Genomic DNA, 24,355 nt, shown 5'->3' on the forward strand with positions numbered 1-24,355 from the left:
ATGGTTTTAGTGAGTCAGCCAACAGTGTCAAGTATGCGGTTTTGGCGAAAAAAAGGTTATTTTCATCATGAAAATGCTCTACTGATGACCTTCACATTGAAGTTTTTGCCATTTCTACAACCTCTCCCACAGAAAAAAAACGCTATTTCCATAGAATCATTTAATCTGAAATTGAAACCATGTTTTGATTATGAGGTTTAAATGAATGCGGGTCTTTTTGCATCAACAGCAGTATTGGTTGCTATCTTTAGCTGCACAACTGCTCAGGCAAGTCCGGTGACATACCAAAAAGAAGCCATAACTGAAAGTAATTTGCCGGTATTTTATCCACAGCTTAAAAAGAAAATGGCTTATCAAAGTTCATGGCTGGCAGGAAAATATACTGATTTTTCATTGTGGAAAAGTAATACCAGAAAAATTCTACGCCAGGCTTTGCTCACACCTGATTCAACCATTGCCTTCTCCGCCGAGAGAGTGGATCAACAAGATCGCGGCAGTTATATCGCTGAAAAAATCGCATTTAACATCACCGATGAAAGCCGTGTGCAAGGTTTGCTATTAACACCAAAAACTAAGGGGCCACATGCAGCCATGGTTTTACTGCATGACCACGGTTCTAAATTTGATATTGGTAAAGAGAAAATGATCCGCCCATGGGGAGACAGTAAGCAGCTGGCTTCGGCGCAGGATTGGTCGGATAAATTCTTCAGTGGCAGGTTCATTGGTGATGAATTAGCAAAGCGTGGTTATGTAGTGTTATCCATTGATGCCATTGGCTGGGGTGATAGAGGCCCGATAAGCTATGAGCAGCAACAAGCTTTAGCCAGCAATTTCTTTAATCTGGGCCGCTCATTAGCAGGCACTATGGCTTATGAGGATATGCGAACTGTTGATTTTTTGGCAACATTGCCTTCGGTTGATCCGCAACGTATTGGTGTCTTGGGCTTTTCTATGGGGGCCTACCGTGCCTGGCAACTTGCTGGGCTGTCAGATAAAGTGGCAGCAACCGCCGCCATATCTTGGTTTGGCAACTATCAAGGTTTGATGACCCCAGGTAATAATGTGCTTCGTGGGCAGTCAGCTTTTTATATGCTTCACCCCGGTATTGCTGACAAGTTAGATTTTCCTGATATCGCCAGTTTAGCAGCACCCAAGCCGATGTTACTTTTTAATGGTGGAAAAGATAAGTTGTTTCCGTCAGATGCTGTAGAACAGGCATATAACAAAGTTCATGCAATCTGGCGCTCACAGAATGCGGAGTCCCGGCTAGTGACGCGTAATTGGCCGGCATTGGGGCATGTATTTTATCGAGAGCAGCAAGATGTGGTTTTTCCGTGGTTAGACAGTTGGTTAAAGCCATAAAAAAAGGCCCCTAAGGGCCTTTTGCTTGTGTAGTGCAATCAGTGAGAGCTGCTCTGAGAGGCACCCAAGCCAGTTTGTGAACGAACAAATTGTGCTTTGAAGCGCAGGCGTTCTTGCTGGCCTTCTTCTGAGTTATCGGTAATGGAGAAGAACCAAATCCCGACGAATGCCACTATCATTGAGAACAGTGCCGGGTACTCGTATGGATAGATTGGTTTTGCATGCCCCAAAATAGTCACCCAGATAGTTGGGCCTAAAATCATCAAGATTACTGCGGTCAGTAACCCCAACCAGCCGCCAATCATGGCACCACGCGTGGTCAGTCTTGACCAATACATCGAGATGAAAATGATAGGGAAGTTACAACTGGCGGCAATGGAGAATGCCAAACCGACCATGAATGCAATGTTTTGTTTCTCAAACAAAATACCTAAGCCGATAGCCACGAATCCTAAAATCACGACAGTGATTTTTGAAACTCTTAACTCATCGCGCTCGTGAGCTTTGCCCTTCTTAATCACACTGGCGTAAAGGTCATGAGAAACCGCAGATGCGCCGGCTAACGTCAGGCCAGCAACCACTGCAAGGATGGTCGCAAAGGCAACGGCGGAGATGAAGCCCAGGAAGAAGCTTCCCCCTACGGCATCCGCCAGATGGACTGCCGCCATATTGTTACCACCCAATAAGGCACCGGCAGCATCTTTAAATGCGGGATTCGGGCCGACCAACAGGATCGCACCAAACCCGATAATAAAGGTCAGTATGTAAAAATAACCTATAAAACCAGTGGCATAGAACACACTTTTACGGGCTTCTTTGGCGTCACTTACCGTGAAGAAGCGCATTAAAATATGTGGCAACCCGGCAGTACCAAACATTAATGCTAAGCCCAGAGACAGTGCGGATATGGGGTCAGATACCAATCCCCCAGGGCTCATGATGGAAAGGCCTTTAGGATGAACTTTCACGGCTTCGCTGAATAGGGTATTGAAGTTAAAGTTTACTGACTTCATTACCATTAAGGCCATAAATGAAGCACCGGCCAGCAATAATACCGCCTTGATAATCTGTACCCATGTAGTGGCTAACATGCCACCAAATAAGACGTACAGCACCATCAGAATGCCCACTAATATCACGGCAACGTGGTAGTTCAAGCCGAAGAGTAACTGAATCAGTTTACCGGCACCGACCATTTGAGCGATGAGATATAAGGCCACAACCACTAAGGATCCACAGGCTGATAAAGTGCGGATAGGTCTTTGTTTCAATCGGTACGATGCCACATCGGCAAAGGTATAGCGGCCCAAGTTACGTAGACGTTCAGCGATTAAAAATAGGATGATTGGCCACCCGATAAGGAATCCGATGGAGTAAATCAGACCATCGTAACCCGAGGTATAGACCAATGCGGAAATACCGAGAAATGATGCCGCAGACATAAAGTCACCGGCGATCGCCAAACCATTTTGGAAACCCGTTATACGCCCGCCTGCGGTGTAATAGTCTTGTCGGGAGCGGGTACGTTTTGATGCCCAATAAGTAATATAAAGCGTTGCACCGACAAATAGCACAAACATAATAATTGCTTGAATGTTTAGTGGCTGACGATGGACTTCGCCGGTAATGGCATCAGCTTGTGACAGCATAGGCAGAGCCAGTAAGGAAAGTATGGGCCAATGACGCGTCTTCATTGCTTCACCTCACGAAGAATTTCTGCCGTCAGACGGTCAAACTCGCCATTAGCACGGATAACGTAAATGCCGGTAAGAATAAAAGAAATTAAAATGAGCCCCACACCAACAGGAATGCCGCGAGTGATGCTGGAACCTGCATAGAGCGGGGTGCCGAGCCATTGTGGTTCGAAAGCAATAAGGAAAATAAAACTGACATACAGCGCCAGGGTAATCAGCGACAAGAGCCAGGCAAAGCGCCCGCGCTTTTGCACTAACTCTTTGAAGCGCGGGTTATTTTCAATCTCTTGATAAATGTTGTCATTCATCAGAGTCTCTCCTTTGAGGCATTAATTAAGGTTGCCGCCCATAGGCGGCACAATTTACGACGGTGCTTGCATTGATTGTTTTTCTTCCAGTAATTTGTCTACGACACCCGGATCGGCAAGGGTTGAGGTATCCCCTAAGTTGCTGGTATCGCCAGCGGCAATTTTACGTAGGATCCGGCGCATGATTTTGCCCGAGCGGGTTTTTGGTAGTGAATCCGTCCAGTGCAAAATATCCGGTGTTGCGATGGGGCCAATTTCTTTGCGTACCCAATTACGCACCTCGGTATACAGCTCTGGTGTTGGCTCTTCACCATGATTCAAGGTGATATAGGCATAAATTGCCTGCCCTTTGATATTGTGTGGAACCCCAACTACTGCGGCTTCAGCAATTTTTGGATGAGATACCAGCGCAGACTCGATTTCAGCTGTGCCCAAGCGATGACCGGAAACGTTCAGCACATCATCAACTCGGCCAGTTATCCAGTAGTAGCCATCTTCGTCACGGCGTGCGCCATCACCACTGAAATACATGCCTTTGAAAGTCGAAAAGTAAGTTTGCTCAAAGCGGTCGTGATCACCAAACAGTGTTCTGGCCTGGCCTGGCCACGAGTCGGTTATCACCAAATTACCTTCGGCCATACCTTCTTGTGGGTTACCCAAGTTGTCTACTAATGCTGGTTGCACGCCGAAGAATGGGCGAGTGGCAGAACCGGCTTTCAGTTCAGTTGCGCCGGGCAGCGGGGTTATCATGAAACCGCCAGTTTCGGTTTGCCACCAAGTATCAACAATTGGGCAGTTACTGTTGCCGATTTTGTTGTAATACCATTCCCAAGCTTCTGGGTTGATAGGTTCACCGACCGACCCCATGAGGCGCAGCGAAGTGCGTTTGGTGCCTTCGATGGCTTTATCACCCTCGGCCATTAAGGCGCGGATAGCCGTCGGTGCGGTATACAAAATATTAACCTGATGCTTATCAATAACCTGACCTAAACGATTGACGCCAGGGTAGTTAGGTACACCTTCAAACATCAGGGTAATTGCCCCACAAGCCAGTGGACCATACAGCAGATAACTGTGCCCGGTAACCCAGCCGACATCCGCGGTGCACCAGTAGATATCACCTGGGTGGTAATCAAACACGTATTTAAAGGTCAGCGCGGCATAAACCAAATAGCCGCCGGTGGTATGCACCACGCCTTTGGGTTTACCGGTGGAGCCGGAGGTATAAAGGATGAATAAGGGATCTTCTGCATTCATTTCTTCCGGGGGGCAGTCGGAAGAGGCATCTTTAACTAAGTCATGCCACCATAAGTCTCGTCCATCTTTCCAATAACTGGCATTACCAGTCCGTTGGAAAACCACAACATTTTTGATGCTGGTAATAGCAGGATTTTTCAGGGCTTCATCGACATTTTTTTTCAGTGGAATTGCACGACCAGCACGAATGCCTTCATCGGCAGTAATCACCAGTTTTGAGTTAGAGTCGATAATGCGGCCAGCTACGGCGTCAGGAGAGAAGCCACCAAAAATCACTGAGTGAACCGCACCAATACGCGCACAAGCTAACATCGCGACGGCAGCTTCTGGCACCATTGGCATATAAATCGCAACCACATCGCCTTTCTTAATACCCAGTTTTTTCAGCACATTGGCGAACTGGCATACATCATGATGAAGCTGTTTGTAGGTCACAGTTTTGGACTGAGTCGGGTCATCGCCTTCCCAGATAATCGCAGTTTGATCACCGCGTTCTGCCAGATGGCGGTCAAGGCAGTTGGCTGCAAGATTCAGTGTGCCATCTTCAAACCAGCGAATACTTACATGGCCGGGGTCAAAAGAGGTATTTTTCACCGTTTTATACGGCTTAATCCAATCAATAATCTTGCCATGCTCGCCCCAAAATTTATCCGGATCCTGCACAGACTGTTGATAATATTGGTGATATTGTTCTGGATTGATCAGGGCATGCTCTGCAATTGCAGCGGGAATAGGGTGTTTATGTATTTGGCTCATAATAGTTCTCCTTGAGATTGTTAATAATATGTCAATCAAAGGTTAATTATAGTGCGGGAGACTGTTTTGTTTCTTTTTTGGGCGGCAGATCACGCATAAAAGATGTTGATTTAGAGACTTACTTATTGCGTTGCGTGGTGAATCGATATCTTAATGATAGGAGAGGCGCTATTTAGTGATGCAATAAAGGAAAGGAAATGTGCTCATCAGCTCATTTTTAGGATGAAGACAGGATATTGATAAAGCTTCGCAACCAAAAACATTAACGTGACGTGATTAATGTAATTCAATATATCGAGTTAACTTAAAAGTAATGAATTGTGCCTAATTATATAAAAGATATTTTTAATGTCTTTTTGTAATTAAAATGCGATATATATTCTAACTTGGAATATATGTGTAGTATGAAAGCCACATTGGCATAAATATTCATTTTAATGCTTTTTTTCTTTGCTCTTATTTGTTTAAAAATGAGTTTTGGTTGCGAAATAGCCAAAATGAGCAGATAATTATTCCAAAATTATTTAACAAATTACAAACAAAATGGGCCATAAAACAGAACATAATAAGTGTTTGTCTCCTCATTTAATTTCGCTCATTTTTTCCACTGTCGGGTTAAGCTATTATTTCACGTGGTTGATATTTACTACTTTAATAACAAATGTTTACTATGGAGTAATGTTTTTATTTGCTCGGGTTTTTCGCTGTTGTCATAGGGGCCTGGTGCAAACAAGGCTTGCAGAGCTGTGCCCATAAATGATACTGATTTATAAGGTGGTCGGCTGGCGGGAGGCTGAACCATCGGTTTTATCAACTATAGCCCCGTATTTAATGATTAAGTATTCTATTTGAGATGCTTGGTAACTTGCATTTCATGGAATGCTTTGAGGGATTTTTAGGGTATGAAAAGTGTAAAAATAAGTTTGGCCTGGCAAATTCTCATTGCGCTGGTATTAGGTATTTTGGTCGGTGCTATTCTGCATAACCAAATTGAATCAAGAGAATGGTTAGTTAGTAATGTTTTAAGTCCTGCTGGCGATATTTTTATTCGCTTAATTAAAATGATTGTTGTGCCGATCGTTATTTCAACCTTGGTCGTCGGCATTGCAGGGGTCGGTGATGCGAAGAAACTAGGTCGCATTGGCCTGAAAACCATTATTTATTTCGAAGTTATCACCACCATTGCCATTATTGTCGGGATTACTCTAGCGAACGTGTTCCAGCCTGGGCACGGCATTGATATGTCAGCATTGACTGTCGTAGATATTTCTCAATATGAAAAAACCACAGAACAAGTACAAAGTGGTAGCCACAGTCTGGTGAGCACTATCTTGTCATTGATCCCCGCCAACGTTTTTGCCTCGATGGCGAAAGGCGATATGTTACCCATCATTTTCTTCTCAGTGTTGTTCGGTTTAGGGTTGTCCTCATTGCCCAAAGAAACCAAAGAGCCGCTGTTAAAAGTGTTTAAAGCTGTTTCTGAAAGCATGTTCAAAGTTACCCACATGATTATGCGTTATGCGCCTATCGGGGTGTTTGGCTTAATCTCAGTGACGGTAGCCAACTTTGGCTTTGCCTCACTTATTCCACTTGGCAAGCTGGTTATTCTGGTGTACTTCGCCATTATTTTCTTTGCTTTGGTTGTTCTGGGCACTGTAGCCAGACTGTGTAAATTACGTATTTGGGTATTGATTCGGATCCTAAAAGACGAGCTGATTCTGGCCTATTCAACCGCCAGCTCTGAAACAGTGTTGCCACGAATAATTGAAAAAATGGAAGCTTACGGCGCACCTAATTCTATTACTAGTTTTGTCGTCCCAACAGGTTATTCATTTAATCTCGATGGCTCCACTCTATATCAAAGTATTGCGGCGATATTTATTGCCCAGTTATATGGCATCGAACTGTCCATTGGGCAGGAAATTATTCTGGTTCTGACCTTGATGGTGACCTCTAAAGGTATTGCCGGTGTTCCGGGGGTCTCTTTTGTGGTCTTGTTGGCAACATTAGGCAGTGTGGGTATTCCACTGGAAGGATTGGCCTTTATTGCCGGTGTAGACCGTATTTTGGATATGGCGCGCACTGCACTGAATGTGGTGGGAAATGCATTAGCTGTGCTGGTTGTCGCCAAATGGGAACATCAGTTTGATAGCAAAAAAGCCAAAGAATATGAGAAAGCTTTATTTGCGCCCAAACAAACGCTAATTGAAAATTAATCGTTAAGCTATCAGTCAAAACCCCCTGTTGGAGTGATATTCACAGGGGGTTTTTTATTGATAGTTATCATAAGCAATTAGCGCGAGGGTAATTAAATAACATTATTGATTTAAGCCCAAGCGATATGACCAGTGAATCAGTTCTGCGACTTTGTGTACATCCAGCTTCTTCATCATATTAAGACGATGGGTTTCAACGGTTTTTTGGCTGATAGAAAGTTGCTCAGCAATAATACGATTACAGGAACCTTCGGTGATAAGTTTTAAAATCTGCCGCTCTCGTGGGGTCAGGACGGGTTGCTTATCATCAGTACCTTTAGCCAGTTTATTGACCAAATCACTATTCAGTGCCGGGTCAATATAGCTCTTGCCGACGGATACTGTTTGGATAGCGGCCATCAGGATCTGCTGTGGACTTTTTTTCAGCACATAACCCAGTGCGCCGTGGCTCAATGTTTTGCTGGCATAATGTTCTTCATGGCGAGCAGTCAATGCCAGGATTTTCATGGTTGGCCAGCGACGAAGAAGCTGAATAATGACATCCAGACCATCCATTCCCGGTAGTCCTAAATCTATAATAACCAGGTGAGGTTCTGTTTGACGGCATAAGTTATAGACATCCAGGCCATTTTCAGCCTGGCCAACAATTTGATAGCGAGGGTAAGGCTGTAGCATATTTCTAATGCCATTAATAATGAGTTCATGGTCGTCGACAATCAATAATTTTGTATTCATAAAGTTATTCCCTATACCTGATGGTTTAAATAGAGCCGCAAAGACTCCATGATTAAAATAGCCCGTGGATTAGATCTTCTAGGCGGGTAATATCTTGTTGTGTAATGATTTCTTGGGTTTCTATTGCTATTTCCAACTCAATAACTGCGTCTTGTAATGCATCTAACCCTGCTTGTCCTGCACAGCCTTTGAGGGTGTGTAGGTGGTCTGATAATGTGGGGACATGAGTAAGAGAGTTTCTGATCTGTTGCAGTAATTCCTGTAATGATTGAGACAATTTAAGACGAAGCTCCTCATCCTCCAGATTTAATAATGGCTTAGGTATTGATATCTGTGGGGAAAGAGTAATGCCACGTTCTAGCTGAAATTGCGCGGTAAGATCCAATACTTCAGCCAATTGACAGAAAGAAACGGGTTTAGGAAGATAATTATTTATTCCCGCCTGATAAGCCTTTATTTTTTCATCTGAGCTAGCATTGGCACTCAATGCCGTTATCATGCAACGATTATCCCGATTCATTGCATCATTACGCCAATGGCGGGTTGTTGTCAGCCCATCCATATTTGGCATGCGGATATCCATCAGTACCAAGTCAAAACGTTGAGCCAGCCCGATATGCAGTGCGGTTTCGCCACTCTCGGCCAAAGTGACCTGATGCCCTAATTGTCGCAACATCATGCCCGTAATATCACGATTAGTTTCTGCATCATCGACCAACAATATATTCATCTGCCAAGGTTGTACCGGGAGATGCTGTTTTATTACTTGTTGATGCAGGTTCGGCGGGCTCTTATCGTCCAGATAATTTTTAACTTTGGTATATAAGCGGCCTGGCAGATAACATAATTCTTTATCAGATAAAAATGCTGGAGGCAGATTTAACGATTTATTATTGCTTGGTAGGCAGTTAATACCCCAGGTAGATAATTGAATGTGTAAAGATTGAGGTGCCGCGAATTCACCCTTAAAAAGTTTTGCAGGCACAGTCCCACATAATGGAAGAATTAATGTGAAGCGACTACCTTTATTAGGTTGGCTATGGAGTGTAATATTCCCGCCCATCATTCTTGCCAGATTATCTGCAATAGTCAGCCCCAAGCCCGTTCCTTGTCCATGATCGCTGGTCTGGATAAAAGGGTGGAATATCGTCTGTTGATGCTGTAAATCAATGCCACAACCAGTATCTTCAACCATAAAGCAGAGCTGCTGGTCTTTATGTTCTACATTGAGGCTAATATTGCCTTGCTGTGTAAACTTAACGGCATTACCCAATAAATTAATCAGAATCTGTTTTAGTCGCTGACTATCCAGTTCAAGTTCCAGCGGTACTTCTGCACTGACGTAAGTAGAAAGGCTGATGGGTTTATTTGATACCTGGCTGTGAATAGTTAGCATGGCCTGATCTAATAAAGGCAATAAAGCAGTTCTCTCTTGAGCTAATGCTAATTGGCCCGATTCAATACGTGAGAAATCTAACAGGTTATTGATTATTGCCAGTAATGAATATGAGCACTGGCGGGCAGTTTCCGCTAATCGCTGTTGGGCAGATGTTAACGGCGTATTTTGTAATAATTCGATTGCACCCAAAGCCCCATTCAGAGGGGTTCGGATTTCATGGCTTATTGTCGTTAAATGTTCACTCTTGCGATGATTCGCCTGCTCTGCGGCTTGTTTCGATTTTGCCAGTGCCAGTGTGCGTTCCTTTACTTTCATTTCCAGTGTGTCGTACTGCTCATTCAACGCATCCAATAAGTTGTTATACGCGCGAGCAATCTGCCCTAATTCATCCATCCGTTTTATAGGTAGGCGGGGTTCCATCGCCTGTGGGCCAGTGGCGCCAATAATATTGACGAAATTCCATAAAGGGATGGCCAGGTAGTACCGTAATAATAAAAACAAGATCAATGTGAGCAACAGCAAAATAGCAAAAGCAAAGGGAATTTGATGTAATGCGGGCTTGGCGGCTTCCCAGGCAAAACCTATTCGTGGATAAATAACTAATTGTTGCCAACCGGGGCCTGTTAGCTGGGTTCGTAATACTAGGTAATCCGGCGTTTGTTGCCAGCCATCATGTAATTGGATCTGTTTAAGCTGACTAAGAATTTCATGTAATTGATTTGAAGGTATATTATTTTTAGAAAAAGGTAGCAAATCACCCTGTTTATCCAGCCATAAATTAATATCTCGTTGTTCTATCGGCTGATTATTGTCTACGAGTTCATTTAGTTTTAATGAAAATCCTGTTAATGAGCCCGCTTGGTCACAGGTGGCAACAGAGACATGCCAACCACTTTGTGGCGCATAAGTAGGCATACCCCAAAAAATATTATTGTGTGTTGGGAATATGGGTAATAAAAGTAATTCCTTGCGCCGCTGATTTAAATATTCTCTGGATACTTGCTGTGGTTTGAATATGGTAATCCCTTCTTTTTGGTTAATTGTAAAACTATCAAGATAATAGGTTTGGCCCGAAGTCGCATAAGCTTGTGTTACCTGAAGGTCATGCTTATCTTGCAGCGTATGACAACTTACTGAATTAAAAGGAATATTGATATCGGCATTATTCTCCTGCAAGGGCATCGCGAATCGCCAGCTCGTTTGGTAATGGCTCTGGCGGCTAATCAGCGAGCTCGCATCTCTTTCTGCGCCCTCAAATTGGTAGTTACTTAAATCTGCGCGTAATGATGCCATAAGTGTTAATTCATTTATTAATCGCTGGCGTGTATCTTCATATGAAAAGAATGCCGTCGTAGCAATTGAAATTAACCAAATGGCCGTTAACGTTATGCCCAGTAATAGTGTCAATCGAGTGACGAGTGATGATGAATTTTCCATATAGTCACCTGACTTTTTTCTGTAGTACGCCACAGCCATAATTTGATATCAAGAATTACACTGATTTGATCGCTATCTGTTATAGATTCATTTAATTCTAGAAAAAAAATTAAATAAGGTTTTCACCTTATAACGAATATTAAATTACAGAGGATAATTAAAACGTGATATTGCAGGAGTCACTGCCGATGTTGGAAATATTAAAAATGCAGCCGTTAATCAAGGATATTAGTTTATCAGATACAAATATTGTGCGCTTTATGCTCAATGGAATCCCTGCGAAAGCAGCAGATTATCACCATTCTATTTGCGTCGGGCTTGTTTTTATAGAAAAAAAAATGATATCTGATGCAGTTATTCGCTATATCACTCTTATGCTGGTGGCGCTGGAAGATACGCAGGATTTTGCTTTACAACTTAATGATGGCTATTGGTGGCTTTGGTGTCGGCATACTATCAATGATAGAGATTCAGTAGAAGATAGTCGTCGTAAGTTAGGGGCTAAATTAGAGCAAATTCATGCTGTTAATCAACATTTCAATTCATTAGTCACCACCATGAGTTCATCTGGTTTGCGTAGCTCAAGTCAATATAAAAATAGCGTCAGTAAGGCTATCTTATGAAAAAGATTGCGGGCTTGATGTTACTGTTTTTTATGCCACTGGCCTATGGGCAAAGTATACCTTGGCAAGGTGAGCCATTTTTTATTTATAGTCGCGGTATAACAGTTTCAGATTTATTGAAAGATTTAGGCATGAATTACGGTATATCCATTGTGGTTAGTCCAGAAATAAATGAAAAATTCAGCGGTAATATGCAAGATAAAACGCCAGAAAAAATTCTGTCTGAATTAGCCAGCTTATATAATATTACGTGGTATTACGATGGAGAGATACTCTACTTCTACAAAACTCAATCCATCAAAAAGGAATTTATCTCGCCCGATGGGCTGCCTGTAGCCACATTAATTAAATATTTACAACAAAGTGATGTGCCTGCGGGTAAAAATTGTGCTGTGAAGTCTATTTCTCGCCTTAACGCTATTGAAGTTACAGGTGTCCCAATCTGTATTGAGCGAGTGACTCGGTTAAGCAAAATGCTGTCTTCACAAGTTCGTAAACAGACTCAAAATAAAGAAACCGTGAAAGTTTTCCAGTTAAAATATGCTTCTGCAGCTGACTCTAACTATCAGTATCGTGATCAACAAGTGAAATTACCCGGCCTGGTTAGCGTGTTGCGCGAGATGAGTGCTGGCAATAATTTACCTTTAGCTGGCACGGAGGGGCAAGAGGATGCTCATATCAACATGCCACTTTTCTCCGCTGACCCCCGGCAGAATGCCGTTATTATTCGTGATCGCCAAGCTAATATGCCGCTCTACAGCAGTTTGATTTCACAATTGGATCAGCGCCCCGTTCAAATAGAGATTTCGGTGACTATTATTGATGTTGATGCAGGTGATATAAGTCAGCTTGGCATCGATTGGTCAGCATCTACCTCCATTGGTGGAATGGGAATTTCATTTAACCGTGGATTAGCCAAAGGTAATAGTGATGGATTCTCTACGGTAATTGGCGATACCGGAAACTTTATGGTGCGTTTGAATGCCTTACAAAAGAACTCCAGAGCCAGAGTGTTATCCCGGCCTTCTGTCGTTACCTTAAATAATATTCAAGCAGTATTAGATAAAAACGTTACATTTTACACCAAATTGCAGGGTGATAAGGTGGCAAAACTAGAGTCAGTAACATCAGGCTCATTATTACGAGTGACACCCAGAATGATTGATGCTGATGGAGTAAAAGAAGTCCTGCTTAACCTTAATATTCAGGATGGTCAACAGCAGGTCTCTCTTATTAGTAGCGAGCCTTTACCGCAAATACAAAATTCTGATATTTCAACACAAGCTACCCTACGTGTAGGACAAAGTTTACTCTTGGGGGGATTCATTCAAGATAAACAAATTGAATCACAAAACAAGATTCCATTATTGGGTGATATTCCCTTATTGGGTGGATTGTTTCGTAGTACCGAAAAGCAATCTCATAGTGTTGTCCGGCTATTTCTAATCAAAGCCGTACCGGTTGACGCGAGGGAATAACATGGCATTAGGATTTAAGCTCCGTTTAATGAGTGGTGAACTTAATGGGCGTGAGCTGAGCTTGCCGGAGGGCGAGTTTACTCTGGGGGAGCAAGGCTGTGATGTGCTATTACCATTACCTCAGGGGCAAGTATTAACCTTGGTAATCAGTGAAAATAAAATTCTATTACGGGCATCAGGGAAGGTGTGGGTTAATGGCTGTAGGCATGATTTACAGCATCCAATTCCTTTGCGACAAGTAATTGAAGTTGCCGGGTTAATATTGGTTCTTGGTGAAGAGGCTGATGCTCTCAATAGCATAATATTATCACCTCGTTCGAGGGGGCGTGTATTATTATGGCTCTCAATGGTGACATTAATCTTCTTGTTACTGCTATTTGTCTTTATATTTTGGTTCTCACAGCAATCTAATCGGTTATTTTCTTACCTGCCCCCCGATATTCCAACACAATTATCCGAGCAATTGAAACAGCCTGTATTGGCGGGAGTAACAGCGGATTGGTCATCAGAAGGTAGTGTGATATTAAGTGGGCACTGTTCGTCATCATCGGCAGTGACTCAGTTGCAAAATTTCTTGGTGCAGCATCAGGTTGTGTTTCGCAATAAGCTTGTCTGCGATGATCACTTGATTAGCAGTGTTAGCGATATATTACACCAATATGGTTATCAGGATATTGAGGTTCGTGCCGGAATTTCTCCAGGAAATATCACTCTTTATGGTTCCATTGAAATGGGAGAGCAATGGCTGAATGTTCAGAAAGCACTGACAACAGTCGCTGGATTAACAGGTTGGACGGTTATTAATCCTCATGATGGACAAATGATTCGCTTAGTTGAGAGCTTAAGAAAACTCAATTTATTAGGTTATCTAAGCATGATGCAAAGTCGTAAAGATATTGTCATTAGTGGTGTGCTTTCGCCCGATCAAAAACAGAAACTGAGTCAGATGCTGGCGCAGTTAACTCAGAAAGAATCTGGCGCATTACCCGTGCAATATCAGAATATCCCTGTTTCAGACCAAACCGCTCAACTTCTTCCCGCTGCAATAGTTAGTTATGGCGGAAATAACCATGCAAAATTTATACAGCTGGCTAATGGGGCCCGCTTACAGCAAGGAACGGTACTGGAAAATGGTTATAAAGTTATTTTTATTTCAGAAAAAGGCATTTCACTGCTAAAAACCAACAATTTAATACAAATACCGATGAATTTTTAAGTAAAGGTAGCTAAGAAATGCAACATATTACAGAGCTAGAAGATAGTATTAAGTGTAACTCCATCTTGATTCAACAGAAAAAAACATTACTCATAAAAGAAAAATTACGGGTTATACATCAATTATCTTTACAGCAAACACCGGATAGTTTTAAAAAACTTAATGATATGGCACTGGCATTGACGAGTGCTGAAAAGATAATAGAAACCTTGGTTGTGCGTTATGGATATTGAAAATATGTAGTTGGCGATTCCTTAAAATAATGGTGTAAATATAAAAGACAGGAGATAAGCAATAAGCCAGAATCAATCAAAAGCCACATGAATAGATAAGGAGAAATATATGGATGACAATAATCCCGTTCAAACTATGTTGGGTGACTTGCAAGGGCGATATAGCAGACTTCAGTCTGATGTAAAAAAACTCAAAGAGTTCCAGCAACATATTGAATTACTTAATGCTCGTGCAGAGTATGACAGCCAAGCCAGGGAGACACTATCACGGCTGGATGCGGCTTTTTCTCATGGTTTTAAACAAGAAAAAGATAAATTAATGGCCAGTGTTTCACAGATTAAAATAGACTTTAAACAATTAGAAACACAAATTAAAAATGTTAATACAGTAGAAAATACATAGTGGGATTTAATTAAATATTATTTAAATAACAATGTGGGAGTATCTATATGCCAACGAATACTCAAGTTGATATACAAAGCCGCCTTCCAGTCAATATGACTAATCCTTCTGATAATAATGTTATACAGAACAGTTCACCCGATGTCAGCAAAGACGCTCATGATATATTTAGCATGGGGTTACAGGTTTTATATTCATTTCTTGATGTGCTTTCTAACCTGGCCAGTACCAATTTCAATGCTATGCAGGCCCGCTCAAAATATGCCACAGATGCTCAAGATATCTCTAACCAGGTTGATGAGATTATTGCGGAAGCGGCCAAGGGCGATGATAAAACGAAAAAGCCATTGTCAGATTCAATCATCAATTTTATGCGAGAGCATGGTATTACCGTTAGCGGCAAGAGTATTGATGAATATTTAAAAGATAAGGGGCCAGATCTGGATAAAGGGCAATTACAAGCAGTGAAAGCAGCATTAGATAATGAGAAAAACCGCGCGACAGACACTATGAGTCAGGATCAATTACAGCTACAGAAAGTCATGCAAAGTTATAACGTTTGCGCCAATAACATCAGCACATTGCAGTCAGGTTTAAAAGATATGTTGATGACGATTGCCCGCAATCTTTGCTAATCAAGTTATGGCAGTAAGGATGGCGTGAGATGAATATTCAACCGAGTGATGCAGTCACTAACTTTATGCGACGGGGCGGTTCCTTGCAGATGTTAGCCAAAATGGATCCGCAAGATTTAGCTTTAGTATATGAATACACCGTGCAGCTGTGTCAAGGCGGCGAGTATGACGGTGCTAAACGGTTGTTAAATCTATTAGTACGACTGGATCATTGGAATTTCTCATATTGGCTGACCTTGGGTCTGTGCTACCAACAAACTGCTGATTTTCATCAGGCAATTTATTGCTTTAGCCGTGCGGGACAAATTCAGCTCGATGATCCCCGTCCTGCCTGCTCTGCGGGTGAATGTTATCTGGCTTGTGGTAATACGGATTATGCAGAAAAAGCCTTCCGCAGAGCATTGAGCTGGTGCAATTCACATCCACAATGGGTTCAAGAGCAACTACAAGCCGAACGGGGTCTGGCAGCCTTATTACTGGAGGTGCCCCATGTCTGAGGCTATTGGAATTAAAACGGCAGTTTTGGCTGATTGGGCAACGGAGATTCCAGCACTTTCCCCTGCGCTAACTTCGACCAAAATGCCCGACTGGCGCGGTATTGCCAGGTTACCGCCCTCTGCGGATAGCAATATAAACTCACCGCGAGTGACACAAAAAGAGGCTCAAGGGGCACTCGATCGCTTGCTAACCTCTTTACCCCAAAGTGCTGCAAACGAGCAGGGAAAAAGCCGATTATCCCTTGACCGACTGGGCAGCACTGATATGCAACTGATCATGTCGATGGCCGGCAATCTGAGTCTTGGAGTGTTCTCTGATTTGTGCAAATCAATGGGCAAGCAGATGGAGCGGGCTTCAGATGTTCAGATTTTTTTGCGTGATAAGCGCGTGGCTGAATACCAACAACAAATTGATAAAGCTGTTGAGCAGGCCGATAAAGCCAGAAAAGCAGGGATTTTCAATGCAGTATTGGATTGGATTATTGGTGCCGTCGAGGTGGTTTATGGCGCACTAAAAGTCGCCGAAGGGGTGTTAACCGGTAATCCTGTTGCCATAGCTTCAGGTGTGGCTTACTTGGCGGCGGGCACGGCAGGCTTATTGAAAGCGGCAGCAGAGACGGCAATGCTATTGGGTGCCTCAAAGGAAAAATTCCAAGGAATCATTGATGTAGCATCTAAAGTTCAGCTCTCTTTTGAGTGTTTTGCTATGGCGATTGACTTGTATCAAGTCGCTCGTGCTATCAATGCTGGCCGGGCTATGGGCAAAGGGGCGAAGGAGTGTGTTACCGGTGCCCTAAAAGAGGTTTGTTCTTCACCATTAATGATTATACAAAAATGCAGCAGTGCGGCAGTGCAAATTAATAATGGCCAATTAGCAGTGCAAAGCGCAGGTTTGAGAAAAGAGATCGAACAGCTAATTATGGATCAGGAATTTACTCAATATATGGATGAGTGGGTCGAAAGAAATAAGCAGCACCAGCTTAAACAACTCAAAGCAAACTCCCAAGATGCACAAGAACTCTTGGGAAAATTAAAAGATAACATCCAGCAGAGCGGTATGCTGCAAGTGGCAATTGCTGGTTCATTAGTATAGCGAGGCTATTATGAATATAACTGTTAATGATAAAATGGCAATATCAGAGCAAGCTCCGGTCTCTAACTCAGGCGCGTCAGAGTCTGGGGGGGGTATTAAAGATATTATGTCTTATTTATCCGATGTAATTTTTCAAATGAATGTATTGTTTAAAAAAATGCGCAATTTGATGAATACTTATAATCAAAAGCAACAAGAGTTAGGTTGGAAGATACAAGTAAGTTCGATGAGTAATAGACGAGAGGCTATTGATAAAACGGCTTCCGGTGCCATTGCTAGTGGCGCTTGCTCTATTATTTCTGGTGTTGTTGGTGGTATTGGTGCTGGGGCCAGTATTGAATTCGGTGATATCGCATCACATGCCAGTAATGCGTTTGGGCAATTAAGTACAGGGAGCGGTAAGTTAGTTGAAGGAGATATGGCTCGCAACTCGGACTTACTGCGCATGTCCAGCGATTTACAAAACAGTGGCGCACAGTCTTATAATAAGAATATCAGTGAGCTTTTCGATAAGACAAATGAAGCCCGGAATAATATGAAAGATTTGGGTAATACTATCAATAACATGATAGGCCAAATCGCCATGACTGTGAAACTATGAGATATGAATACTAATTATCTGAGTGTCACACAATACTTAATCAATAACGGCTATGTGGTTAACATAGCCTATTTTGAAAATAGTAAGATAGAATTAGGCCATGAGTTTTGCCTTTTCGGTTATCGGATGATTTTTCGTGTCACGGACAGTGAGCTTATAATTTGCCACATAGAGTCACTCCATAGTAATGGACTACCTGGCGATTTTTTAAAGCTATTTAATTTTATCTATAGTCTGGGCAAGAGTAGTGCGGAGCTATCAATTGTCCGAATGATGATTATTGATAATGTCGCTAATGCTAAATTGCAATTAATACGCAGTCGGATGATTAAAATACTAATAACCAAAGGCGCGTTCAGCAGGAATATAGAGGGTGATGATTGGCTGCTATTTGATGTGAGTTCTGTTAAATAAGTTAAGGGATAGCATGGGCGATTATAATCTCAATAATGTGCTGGCCATTTGCAATAAAATAACTGACTCTTTAAAGAGTAAAGGGATTATTAACCGGCAAAGAGTAAGTGACAATCAAGATATAACCTTACTTGAGGTACAGCGCAGATATACCCGTGGTTATCAGGCTTGGCTGGTGGATGATTATGTTGCTGCCACGGCAGAATTTACCTGGCTAACACTATACTGCCCATTAGTCCCACAATTTCATTTAGCCTTGGCCGGTGCAATGCAAATGCAGCAGGAATTTGCATTGGCGCTAAGTGCTTATGCTTGCGCCCTACTGATAGAGGCACAAGACCCTGAGCCGGTCTACCAAATGGCGATTTGTTTACTGGCATTGGATAAAGGTGCCGATGCCAGAGAAGCATTACAAACAGCCATTGAAATGAGTTATTTTAGCCCTGAATATGCACCAACTGCGGAAAAGGCCAGTCAATTGTTAGGCAGAATTTGAAACAGACAATAAAGTTTATCTGATCAATATTTAAGGTGGATACCTATGTGCCAAATAACTAGGAGTCAAAAATTATCCCCCGGACATAGTCTTCCTGTAATAGAATATGAGAAAATAACCATTGGTGAAAAGCCTGAATTAGCTATTCCCGGTGAATTTATGGTCAATCTTAAAATTAAAAAAACCGAAGAAACCAGGGTGGCTGTTAATAAAATATTGGATGCTCAAGAAAGCGAATTAAATGAATTAAAAGGCATCAGAGTTAAGTTGGCCAAAAAACAATTTTTCCTCAATGTGATTGAAGTCGCGGTTTCTCTTGCTTCATTTTCGGTGAGTGTTGCTGTCAGTATTTGTAGTGGAGGAGTCACAGCACCCATTGCAATAATTACCGGGTTGAACTTGATGTTATCAGTATCTAATCTCGCCTGCGCCTATCATAACTGGAATAATGTCAGTAACAATAAAGATGAGCTGGAAATGGGCAGTGATGCCATTCAACAGGCAGTGTTTATCTTGGCAAAACATTGCCAAGCCTCTCACATGAACGCTAAAAAAATCGCGCGATTCGCTTCATATGTTATTCGTGTGGGGTTGGTGGTTTCTTTAGGTGTAATAGGTGTTGCAATTCAACCTGCCATTCAAAATAGTGTGTGTTTGCTTGCCAAAAATTACGTGCCAATATTGTCATCAATGCTAAGTATTATTACTAGCGGAGCACTGGGTATTTGGGTTGGCAATCATAATGATGAAAAAGAGGCCGCGACAGCAGAGTTAAATACGAATGAAAAAAAAGTTGTCGAGCAAATATCTCAGCTTAATGGTTGCCTGGCAATGTTAACTGAACTGGATCGCGAAATAATAGCATCAGGAAGGCCTCACCAGGCGCTAGCATAAGTAGCTTTAAGGTTTAAACCGGATATCTCTTTATTGTGTTATTTGCCATTCTTATATAATGATTTCGGCACTCAAAGGGATATTATGAAATCAATACAGTTTATTTTGTTTCGGCAGGAGGGAATATTACGTAGTGAAAGGATATGTCACAATGTGCCTGCGGGGAGTTTAGTTGTTGCCAATGAGCAGGCTACCGTGTCTTCTTTTTCACAAAGTAATTTCATCTCGATTTTGTGTCATTCCATAGACCTGTTACCTATATATCAGGACTTGGCCAGTAAAATGGTGCAATCGAATAAGTTTCGTTTGCCACCACAGGTAAATGAGCATTACAAAATATTGCCCACCAGCGATGATGTTATTTTAGCTACTGAGAAGTTAATTGATATTGATCGTAACGCATCATTGCGGTTTCTTTATCTTTATTGTTTGGGTGTGGATTCTATTTACTTCTCTAAGTTATTAGAATCCATTGTTGGCACTAATAACGAATTACTGGAATTTTTTGAGAAGAATCGCCTGAATCCGTGGACTGTTTCACGTTATGCCGATGAGTTAGGTATTTCACCGCGTAAATTAAATTTTCTGTTTTATGAAAAGTTCGGGATGTCTACCAAACAGTGGCTATTGGATCAACGTCTGAAAAAAGGTTGTGAGCTGCTGCTATCCACACGATTACGGGTAGCAGATATTGCTATGGAGTGTGGTTTTAGTAATCACGCGCATTTTTCCGATAGTTTTCGTCGTCGTTTTCAGCAGTGTCCGTCACAAATGCGGTCATTAATGGAATAAGGGAAACCTATGGATATTAATGGGTTAATTAATGGTCTGACGCAACATATCAATAAGATGGGGCAGGATTTTCAAAGTCAGATGGCATCCGGTAATCCTTCCGATCCCGAGCACATGTTAAAGATGCAATTCGCTATGCAGCAGTATTCAGCTTATATCAATTTTAGTAGTGCATTGATGAAGAATATTAAGGATATGACCAGCGGGATTATTGCCAAAATATGATTTTGCTTACCAGAGAGTGCCGTCAATTAGTGGTTGAGGCCGCTTTGGCGGGGGTTAACCACAGTTTGCTGGAGGAGTCCCGTAATATTCTCAATGTTCTGCCTCAATTAATTCCGGATACTCAAGTTTGTTTGATTTGTGAGGCCATATTGCGGTTCGGACTTAATGAACAAACAGCAGCATTGGCACTGTTGGCAACTTCAACCTCAGAAGAGGCGCAGGCCATGCTGGCGTTACTGCAACAAGGGATTTCGTCGGTGGAAATAGAGGGATAAAACCGTAGCTGGGCAAGATAGCGGGCTAACTAAGAGCATTATTTATGAATAAGGGGCTACAGGATGCAAATTGAGATCGATGCCATTAAGGCCGCGACCAGCCAAATGACGCCGGCTAAACCTGTTGCCGACGCAGAGCAAGTGGCTAAATTTGCTCAGCTAATGCAACCCGTTGACGCGGCAACAGCCATGATACAACCAGACCTGTTGCTGTCCATGCAGTCCGAATGGATGCAGGCCACATTAGCGATAGATTTAACGGCTAAAGTTGCAGGCGTGATGGGGCAGAACATCAATAAATTGGTCAACATGCAATGAAACATGTGCTGCGCACAATGGCACTCTTACTGTTGGTCATCTCCCTTTCTGGCTGCGGTATGGCGTTATATAGCGGGCTTTCAGAAGAGGAGGCCAACCAGATGCTGGCGTTGTTGATGTTGCATCAAATCAAGGCGGAGAAACAGGCTGAAAAGGGGGGCACGGTTGGGTTAAGTGTCGATAAAAGTCAGTTTATTAATGCGGTAGAGCTGTTGCGCCAGAATGGTTTTCCTCGTCAGAAATTTGCTACGGTAGATGAATTATTCCCCTCTAACCAGTTAGTTACGTCACCAGGGCAAGAGCAGGCCAAGATGGTTTATTTGAAAGAGCAACAATTGGAAAGCATGTTGAGCCATATGGATGGGGTGATTCGCGCCAATGTTTCCATCGCCATGCCCGCGCCCACTGATGGTAAAAACAGTGTGCCTAATGCCGCCTCGGTGTTTATCAAGTATTCACCCGAGGTCAATTTGCTGAGTTATCAAACCCAAATTAAGAACCTGATCCACGATGGGATCCCCGGCATTAATTACTCACAAATCAGTGTGGTGATGCAGTCGGCGAATTTTCGTTTCAGTGCCACTACCGCCACGACACAAAGTAGGTCGCAAGCCAGTGTGCAATGGTTATTACGCCATGCCGGAACCTTGCAGATAGTCTTGGGTTTGTTACTGGCATTGTTAATCGGGTTGTCGACGGCGTGCCTGGTGCGCTATTTACGCCGCTAATTCATCAGCTCTAGGGGGATGGGATGACAATGCCGCTAACCGCCGATATTCGCTATTTGCACCAATTAGCCTGGCAGCCGGCGCAATTTGCTCATCCGCTATGGTTGGCGGCGGCGGGGGTCAGGGCCGAAAATTACGGCTATGGCCGCAGTCAGGTAGTGGATTCGGTGTTAAACCGTGCGCTGAATCGGTTGCGAAACTTTCCGCCACATTCATTGCCCGCAGTATTGAGTCCGCATCAACAATGCCAAATAGTTGGGCCAGAGCGGCTGGCCGCCCGCTGCCTGGCGCTGGGCTTGGTTTATTTGCAGTGTGATGATTATTTGCGTCTTCGTGGTTATCGGCAGGCGCTGTCATCATGGTTGAGTGAAGCGGATATCCAGCAACTGATGGGGATGGGCTATCGCGGCCAGCGCCCGGTGAGGCTGAGCCCAGAGCAACTGCCCGCAGTGGCTTTACAGCTGGGGCATAGTTTGGCGCAGCAAGTTCGTCATCACTGTTTGGTGTGGCGCGCAATTTCTATTTCATTACCTCCTCAACCACGGGCATTATTTTTGTCATCGGCGTTAGCTATTGCGGTTGATAGTTGGTTAACCCGGCTGGAGCGTTTGCTGTGAATCTCTTTCATCTTCCAGTAGAAAAGTTTGAATATTCATTACCGGCGGGCAGGGTTATCCCGGCGGCGCAGTTACAGCAAATGGCCCAAAGTCGGGATATTCTTGCTGAAGCAAAGGTGCAGGCGGCTGCAATGCGGCAAGCCACTGAAATTGAGCGAGACGCGCTATTAGCGCAAGCACAGCAACAGGCTGATGACCTGCTACAGCAAGCTCGCGACACCATAGAAACACAAGTGTTGGCGCAGCATGTGGGTTGGCTGGTGGCGGCTGAGCAATTGGAATCTTCATTGGTTATGCAGGCCCGCGAGCATATTTTGGTAGCGATTGGGTCGGTGATTACTCATTGGGCTGGCCAACAGTCGGTCAGCCAGATTCTGATTCATCGGATGGGGGCTGAGGTGGCGAAAATGGCACAGCACAATGGGCTGGTGTTGCGGGTGCATCCGCAGCAATTACCTGCCATCGCCGCTGCCCTTGGGGCGCGAGTGCAGTGTGTGGCCGATGAAAATATGGCCGAAGATCAGGCGCAATTAGGTTCCCCGATGCTGCAACTCACCCTGTCTCTTCAGCGCCATTTATCGCAACTTATCCTGTGGTTACAAGAGTCACCGCCGCAACAGGAGCTCACCCATGATAAATGTCAATAATGTCCCTGAAGCTTTTGCGGTACACGGCACGCCCTTGGGGGGGGCTGCGGCTCATGGCGAAATAACACCGGCCCATTCAGTGATGGAACTGGCCAGTGTGGCCTTGTCTGAAGTTCGGCAAACTGCACTTGAGGAAACCATGGAAGGGATTGGGCTTAGCCTTGGTTCCCGGTTGAAAGATCAAAAATCTATTGAAGCTGAAGAGCGCAGCCAGCACCGCCAGCAATTTTTGGTGAAATTAATTGCCCAGATATCTAAAACCGCGGACACCCTGCTGCCACGGAGCATCCCGCTGGATCTGGATATTTCCTTGCTTGCCAACAAATTACGTCAAGGGGAATTATCCGTAGGGCAGCAAATATTGCTGTTGGCGACTTTACTGGCAGACAGCAAAACTAACCCGTTACGCCGCCGCAGTTTGTCGCAATTGCTTGAACCGCTACTGGAAAATGACGGCTGGGAAGTTGAATTATTTGGTTTGCTAGAGCTAGGCACCAAAGAAAGCACGGAGCTGGGGGCCGTCAAGCAGCTGTTTGCACAGAGTATTTATCACAGCGGAATGTCAGTGGCAGAGTGGTTTACTCAAGTCAGCCGTTGGCCGCAGCGCCAGCAACGAATCCGGGTGCTGATGCGCGCGATGGCCTTTGATTTAGCCTGCCAGCCCCCGCCTAAGCACGGCGAGCGGCTGGCATCCACACTTTATCAGCTTCGCCGTTTATTGATGTTTTTGGGGCTGGAAGACCATTGTAGCCGGATGGGAAATGCCTGTGGCGTGGCAGGGGATGTGATTTTAAGTGAAGTGCTGGCGGTGGTCGGCCAACCTTGGTTATTCAGTAACTGGTTACAACCGCGCATTGAGGCCCTTGTCGGGTTAGATATGGGGGCGCGCCGCAGTTTTATTCGTCGTTTCTATGAGTTATTCAAACTTATGCCAGTGGACTGTTTCAATGATCCGGAACAGCAAACACAAATCTTAGAGGTATTGCTGGAAGTCTAACCCCTTGAA

General features: G+C 43.6%; 28 protein-coding genes. 23 read left to right on the forward strand and 5 right to left on the reverse strand.

Annotated elements, in window-relative coordinates; all coding sequences use genetic code 11:
* Both YROHD0001_RS20675 and YROHD0001_RS03545 read left to right on the forward strand, forming a co-directional pair.
* The coding region (locus tag YROHD0001_RS20675; protein WP_032817709.1) for a hypothetical protein at positions 1–201 on the forward strand (201 nt) is incomplete at its 5' end.
* Entirely contained in the window at positions 202–1,362 is a 1,161-nt protein-coding gene (locus YROHD0001_RS03545) for a dienelactone hydrolase family protein (protein WP_004716009.1), read from the forward strand.
* 38 nt (positions 1,363–1,400) lie between these two features.
* Here the strand turns inward: YROHD0001_RS03545 and actP are convergent, their stop codons facing one another.
* The 3 genes from actP to acs are packed head-to-tail and all read right to left on the reverse strand — an operon-like array spanning position 1,401 to position 5,377.
* Positions 1,401–3,056, reverse strand: a complete 1,656-nt coding sequence (actP, locus tag YROHD0001_RS03540) for a cation/acetate symporter ActP (protein WP_032817712.1) — start codon at positions 3,054–3,056, stop codon at positions 1,401–1,403.
* Entirely contained in the window at positions 3,053–3,364 is a 312-nt protein-coding gene (locus tag YROHD0001_RS03535; RefSeq protein WP_004716011.1) for a DUF485 domain-containing protein, read from the reverse strand. Before YROHD0001_RS03535 ends, actP begins: the two co-directional genes overlap by 4 nt.
* Positions 3,365–3,418: 54 nt before the next feature.
* A complete protein-coding gene (acs, locus tag YROHD0001_RS03530; protein ID WP_004716013.1) occupies positions 3,419–5,377 on the reverse strand; it encodes an acetate--CoA ligase in 1,959 nt (652 codons plus the stop codon).
* 902 nt (positions 5,378–6,279) lie between these two features.
* On the opposite strand from acs, the gene gltP reads away from it, so the two are divergent.
* Positions 6,280–7,593: a glutamate/aspartate:proton symporter GltP gene (gene gltP, locus YROHD0001_RS03525; RefSeq protein ID WP_004716017.1), complete on the forward strand. Its 1,314-nt coding sequence runs from the start codon at positions 6,280–6,282 to the stop codon at positions 7,591–7,593.
* 102 nt (positions 7,594–7,695) lie between these two features.
* On the opposite strand, the gene YROHD0001_RS03520 is transcribed toward gltP, so the two are convergent.
* Together YROHD0001_RS03520 and YROHD0001_RS03515 are read right to left on the reverse strand one after the other, a co-directional pair.
* Positions 7,696–8,328: a two component system response regulator gene (locus tag YROHD0001_RS03520; protein WP_004716018.1), complete on the reverse strand. Its 633-nt coding sequence runs from the start codon at positions 8,326–8,328 to the stop codon at positions 7,696–7,698.
* Positions 8,329–8,380: 52 nt separating this feature from the next.
* Positions 8,381–11,164 (reverse strand): two component system sensor kinase, encoded by a 2,784-nt coding sequence (locus tag YROHD0001_RS03515; protein WP_004716020.1) that lies wholly within the window; start codon positions 11,162–11,164, stop codon positions 8,381–8,383.
* A gap of 188 nt (positions 11,165–11,352) precedes the next feature.
* Between YROHD0001_RS03515 and YROHD0001_RS03510 the strand changes: the two genes are divergently transcribed.
* From YROHD0001_RS03510 to YROHD0001_RS03425, 20 genes are all read left to right on the forward strand, one after another.
* Entirely contained in the window at positions 11,353–11,787 is a 435-nt protein-coding gene (locus YROHD0001_RS03510; RefSeq protein WP_032817714.1) for a hypothetical protein, read from the forward strand.
* Complete coding sequence (locus YROHD0001_RS03505) at positions 11,784–13,265, forward strand: EscC/YscC/HrcC family type III secretion system outer membrane ring protein (protein ID WP_032817716.1); 1,482 nt, start codon at positions 11,784–11,786, stop codon at positions 13,263–13,265. Before YROHD0001_RS03510 ends, YROHD0001_RS03505 begins: the two co-directional genes overlap by 4 nt.
* Before the next feature lies 1 nt (position 13,266).
* Positions 13,267–14,481 (forward strand): type III secretion system inner membrane ring subunit SctD, encoded by a 1,215-nt coding sequence (gene sctD, locus YROHD0001_RS03500; RefSeq protein ID WP_004716023.1) that lies wholly within the window; start codon positions 13,267–13,269, stop codon positions 14,479–14,481.
* 17 nt (positions 14,482–14,498) lie between these two features.
* Positions 14,499–14,714 (forward strand): EscE/YscE/SsaE family type III secretion system needle protein co-chaperone, encoded by a 216-nt coding sequence (locus YROHD0001_RS0118475; protein WP_032817718.1) that lies wholly within the window; start codon positions 14,499–14,501, stop codon positions 14,712–14,714.
* 109 nt (positions 14,715–14,823) lie between these two features.
* Positions 14,824–15,117: a chromosome partitioning protein ParA gene (locus YROHD0001_RS03495; protein ID WP_032817720.1), complete on the forward strand. Its 294-nt coding sequence runs from the start codon at positions 14,824–14,826 to the stop codon at positions 15,115–15,117.
* A 47-nt stretch (positions 15,118–15,164) separates the two neighbouring features.
* The gene (gene sseB, locus YROHD0001_RS03490; RefSeq protein ID WP_004716026.1) at positions 15,165–15,752 is read left to right on the forward strand and encodes a type III secretion system translocon protein SseB; all 588 of its coding nucleotides are present in this window, start codon (positions 15,165–15,167) and stop codon (positions 15,750–15,752) included.
* Positions 15,753–15,781: 29 nt separating this feature from the next.
* On the forward strand, positions 15,782–16,249 hold the full coding sequence (locus YROHD0001_RS03485) for a SycD/LcrH family type III secretion system chaperone (RefSeq protein WP_004716027.1): 468 nt from the start codon (positions 15,782–15,784) through the stop codon (positions 16,247–16,249).
* Positions 16,242–17,342: a type III secretion system translocon subunit SseC family protein gene (sctE, locus tag YROHD0001_RS03480; RefSeq protein WP_032817722.1), complete on the forward strand. Its 1,101-nt coding sequence runs from the start codon at positions 16,242–16,244 to the stop codon at positions 17,340–17,342. Before YROHD0001_RS03485 ends, sctE begins: the two co-directional genes overlap by 8 nt.
* A gap of 10 nt (positions 17,343–17,352) precedes the next feature.
* Positions 17,353–17,943 carry a type III secretion system translocon protein SseD gene (sseD, locus tag YROHD0001_RS03475; RefSeq protein ID WP_004716030.1) on the forward strand — a complete coding sequence of 197 codons (591 nt, stop codon included), beginning with the start codon at positions 17,353–17,355 and terminating at the stop codon, positions 17,941–17,943.
* A 3-nt stretch (positions 17,944–17,946) separates the two neighbouring features.
* The gene (sseE, locus tag YROHD0001_RS0118480) at positions 17,947–18,357 is read left to right on the forward strand and encodes a type III secretion system effector protein SseE (protein WP_032817724.1); all 411 of its coding nucleotides are present in this window, start codon (positions 17,947–17,949) and stop codon (positions 18,355–18,357) included.
* Positions 18,358–18,370: 13 nt separating this feature from the next.
* A complete protein-coding gene (locus tag YROHD0001_RS03470) occupies positions 18,371–18,853 on the forward strand; it encodes a tetratricopeptide repeat protein (protein WP_004716033.1) in 483 nt (160 codons plus the stop codon).
* A 45-nt stretch (positions 18,854–18,898) separates the two neighbouring features.
* Positions 18,899–19,747 carry a hypothetical protein gene (locus YROHD0001_RS03465; RefSeq protein ID WP_004716034.1) on the forward strand — a complete coding sequence of 283 codons (849 nt, stop codon included), beginning with the start codon at positions 18,899–18,901 and terminating at the stop codon, positions 19,745–19,747.
* Positions 19,748–19,831: 84 nt separating this feature from the next.
* Positions 19,832–20,539 carry a helix-turn-helix transcriptional regulator gene (locus YROHD0001_RS03460; protein ID WP_032817726.1) on the forward strand — a complete coding sequence of 236 codons (708 nt, stop codon included), beginning with the start codon at positions 19,832–19,834 and terminating at the stop codon, positions 20,537–20,539.
* A gap of 9 nt (positions 20,540–20,548) precedes the next feature.
* On the forward strand, positions 20,549–20,764 hold the full coding sequence (gene sctF / locus YROHD0001_RS03455; RefSeq protein WP_004716037.1) for a type III secretion system needle filament subunit SctF: 216 nt from the start codon (positions 20,549–20,551) through the stop codon (positions 20,762–20,764).
* On the forward strand, positions 20,761–21,039 hold the full coding sequence (locus YROHD0001_RS03450; protein WP_032817729.1) for an EscG/YscG/SsaH family type III secretion system needle protein co-chaperone: 279 nt from the start codon (positions 20,761–20,763) through the stop codon (positions 21,037–21,039). Before sctF ends, YROHD0001_RS03450 begins: the two co-directional genes overlap by 4 nt.
* Before the next feature lie 63 nt (positions 21,040–21,102).
* Complete coding sequence (gene sctI / locus YROHD0001_RS03445; RefSeq protein WP_004716039.1) at positions 21,103–21,357, forward strand: type III secretion system inner rod subunit SctI; 255 nt, start codon at positions 21,103–21,105, stop codon at positions 21,355–21,357.
* Entirely contained in the window at positions 21,354–22,085 is a 732-nt protein-coding gene (gene ssaJ, locus YROHD0001_RS03440) for an EscJ/YscJ/HrcJ family type III secretion inner membrane ring protein SsaJ (protein ID WP_032817732.1), read from the forward strand. The genes sctI and ssaJ overlap by 4 nt, the downstream gene beginning before the upstream one ends.
* Before the next feature lie 23 nt (positions 22,086–22,108).
* The gene (locus tag YROHD0001_RS03435) at positions 22,109–22,702 is read left to right on the forward strand and encodes a type III secretion system domain-containing protein (RefSeq protein WP_032817734.1); all 594 of its coding nucleotides are present in this window, start codon (positions 22,109–22,111) and stop codon (positions 22,700–22,702) included.
* On the forward strand, positions 22,699–23,349 hold the full coding sequence (gene sctL, locus YROHD0001_RS03430) for a type III secretion system stator protein SctL (RefSeq protein WP_032817737.1): 651 nt from the start codon (positions 22,699–22,701) through the stop codon (positions 23,347–23,349). Before YROHD0001_RS03435 ends, sctL begins: the two co-directional genes overlap by 4 nt.
* Positions 23,333–24,346 (forward strand): TyeA family type III secretion system gatekeeper subunit, encoded by a 1,014-nt coding sequence (locus tag YROHD0001_RS03425; RefSeq protein ID WP_032817739.1) that lies wholly within the window; start codon positions 23,333–23,335, stop codon positions 24,344–24,346. Before sctL ends, YROHD0001_RS03425 begins: the two co-directional genes overlap by 17 nt.
* The last annotated feature ends 9 nt before the right edge of the window (positions 24,347–24,355 follow it).

The organism is Yersinia rohdei ATCC 43380 (assembly GCF_000173775.1).
Classification (GTDB): Bacteria; Pseudomonadota; Gammaproteobacteria; order Enterobacterales; family Enterobacteriaceae; genus Yersinia; species Yersinia rohdei.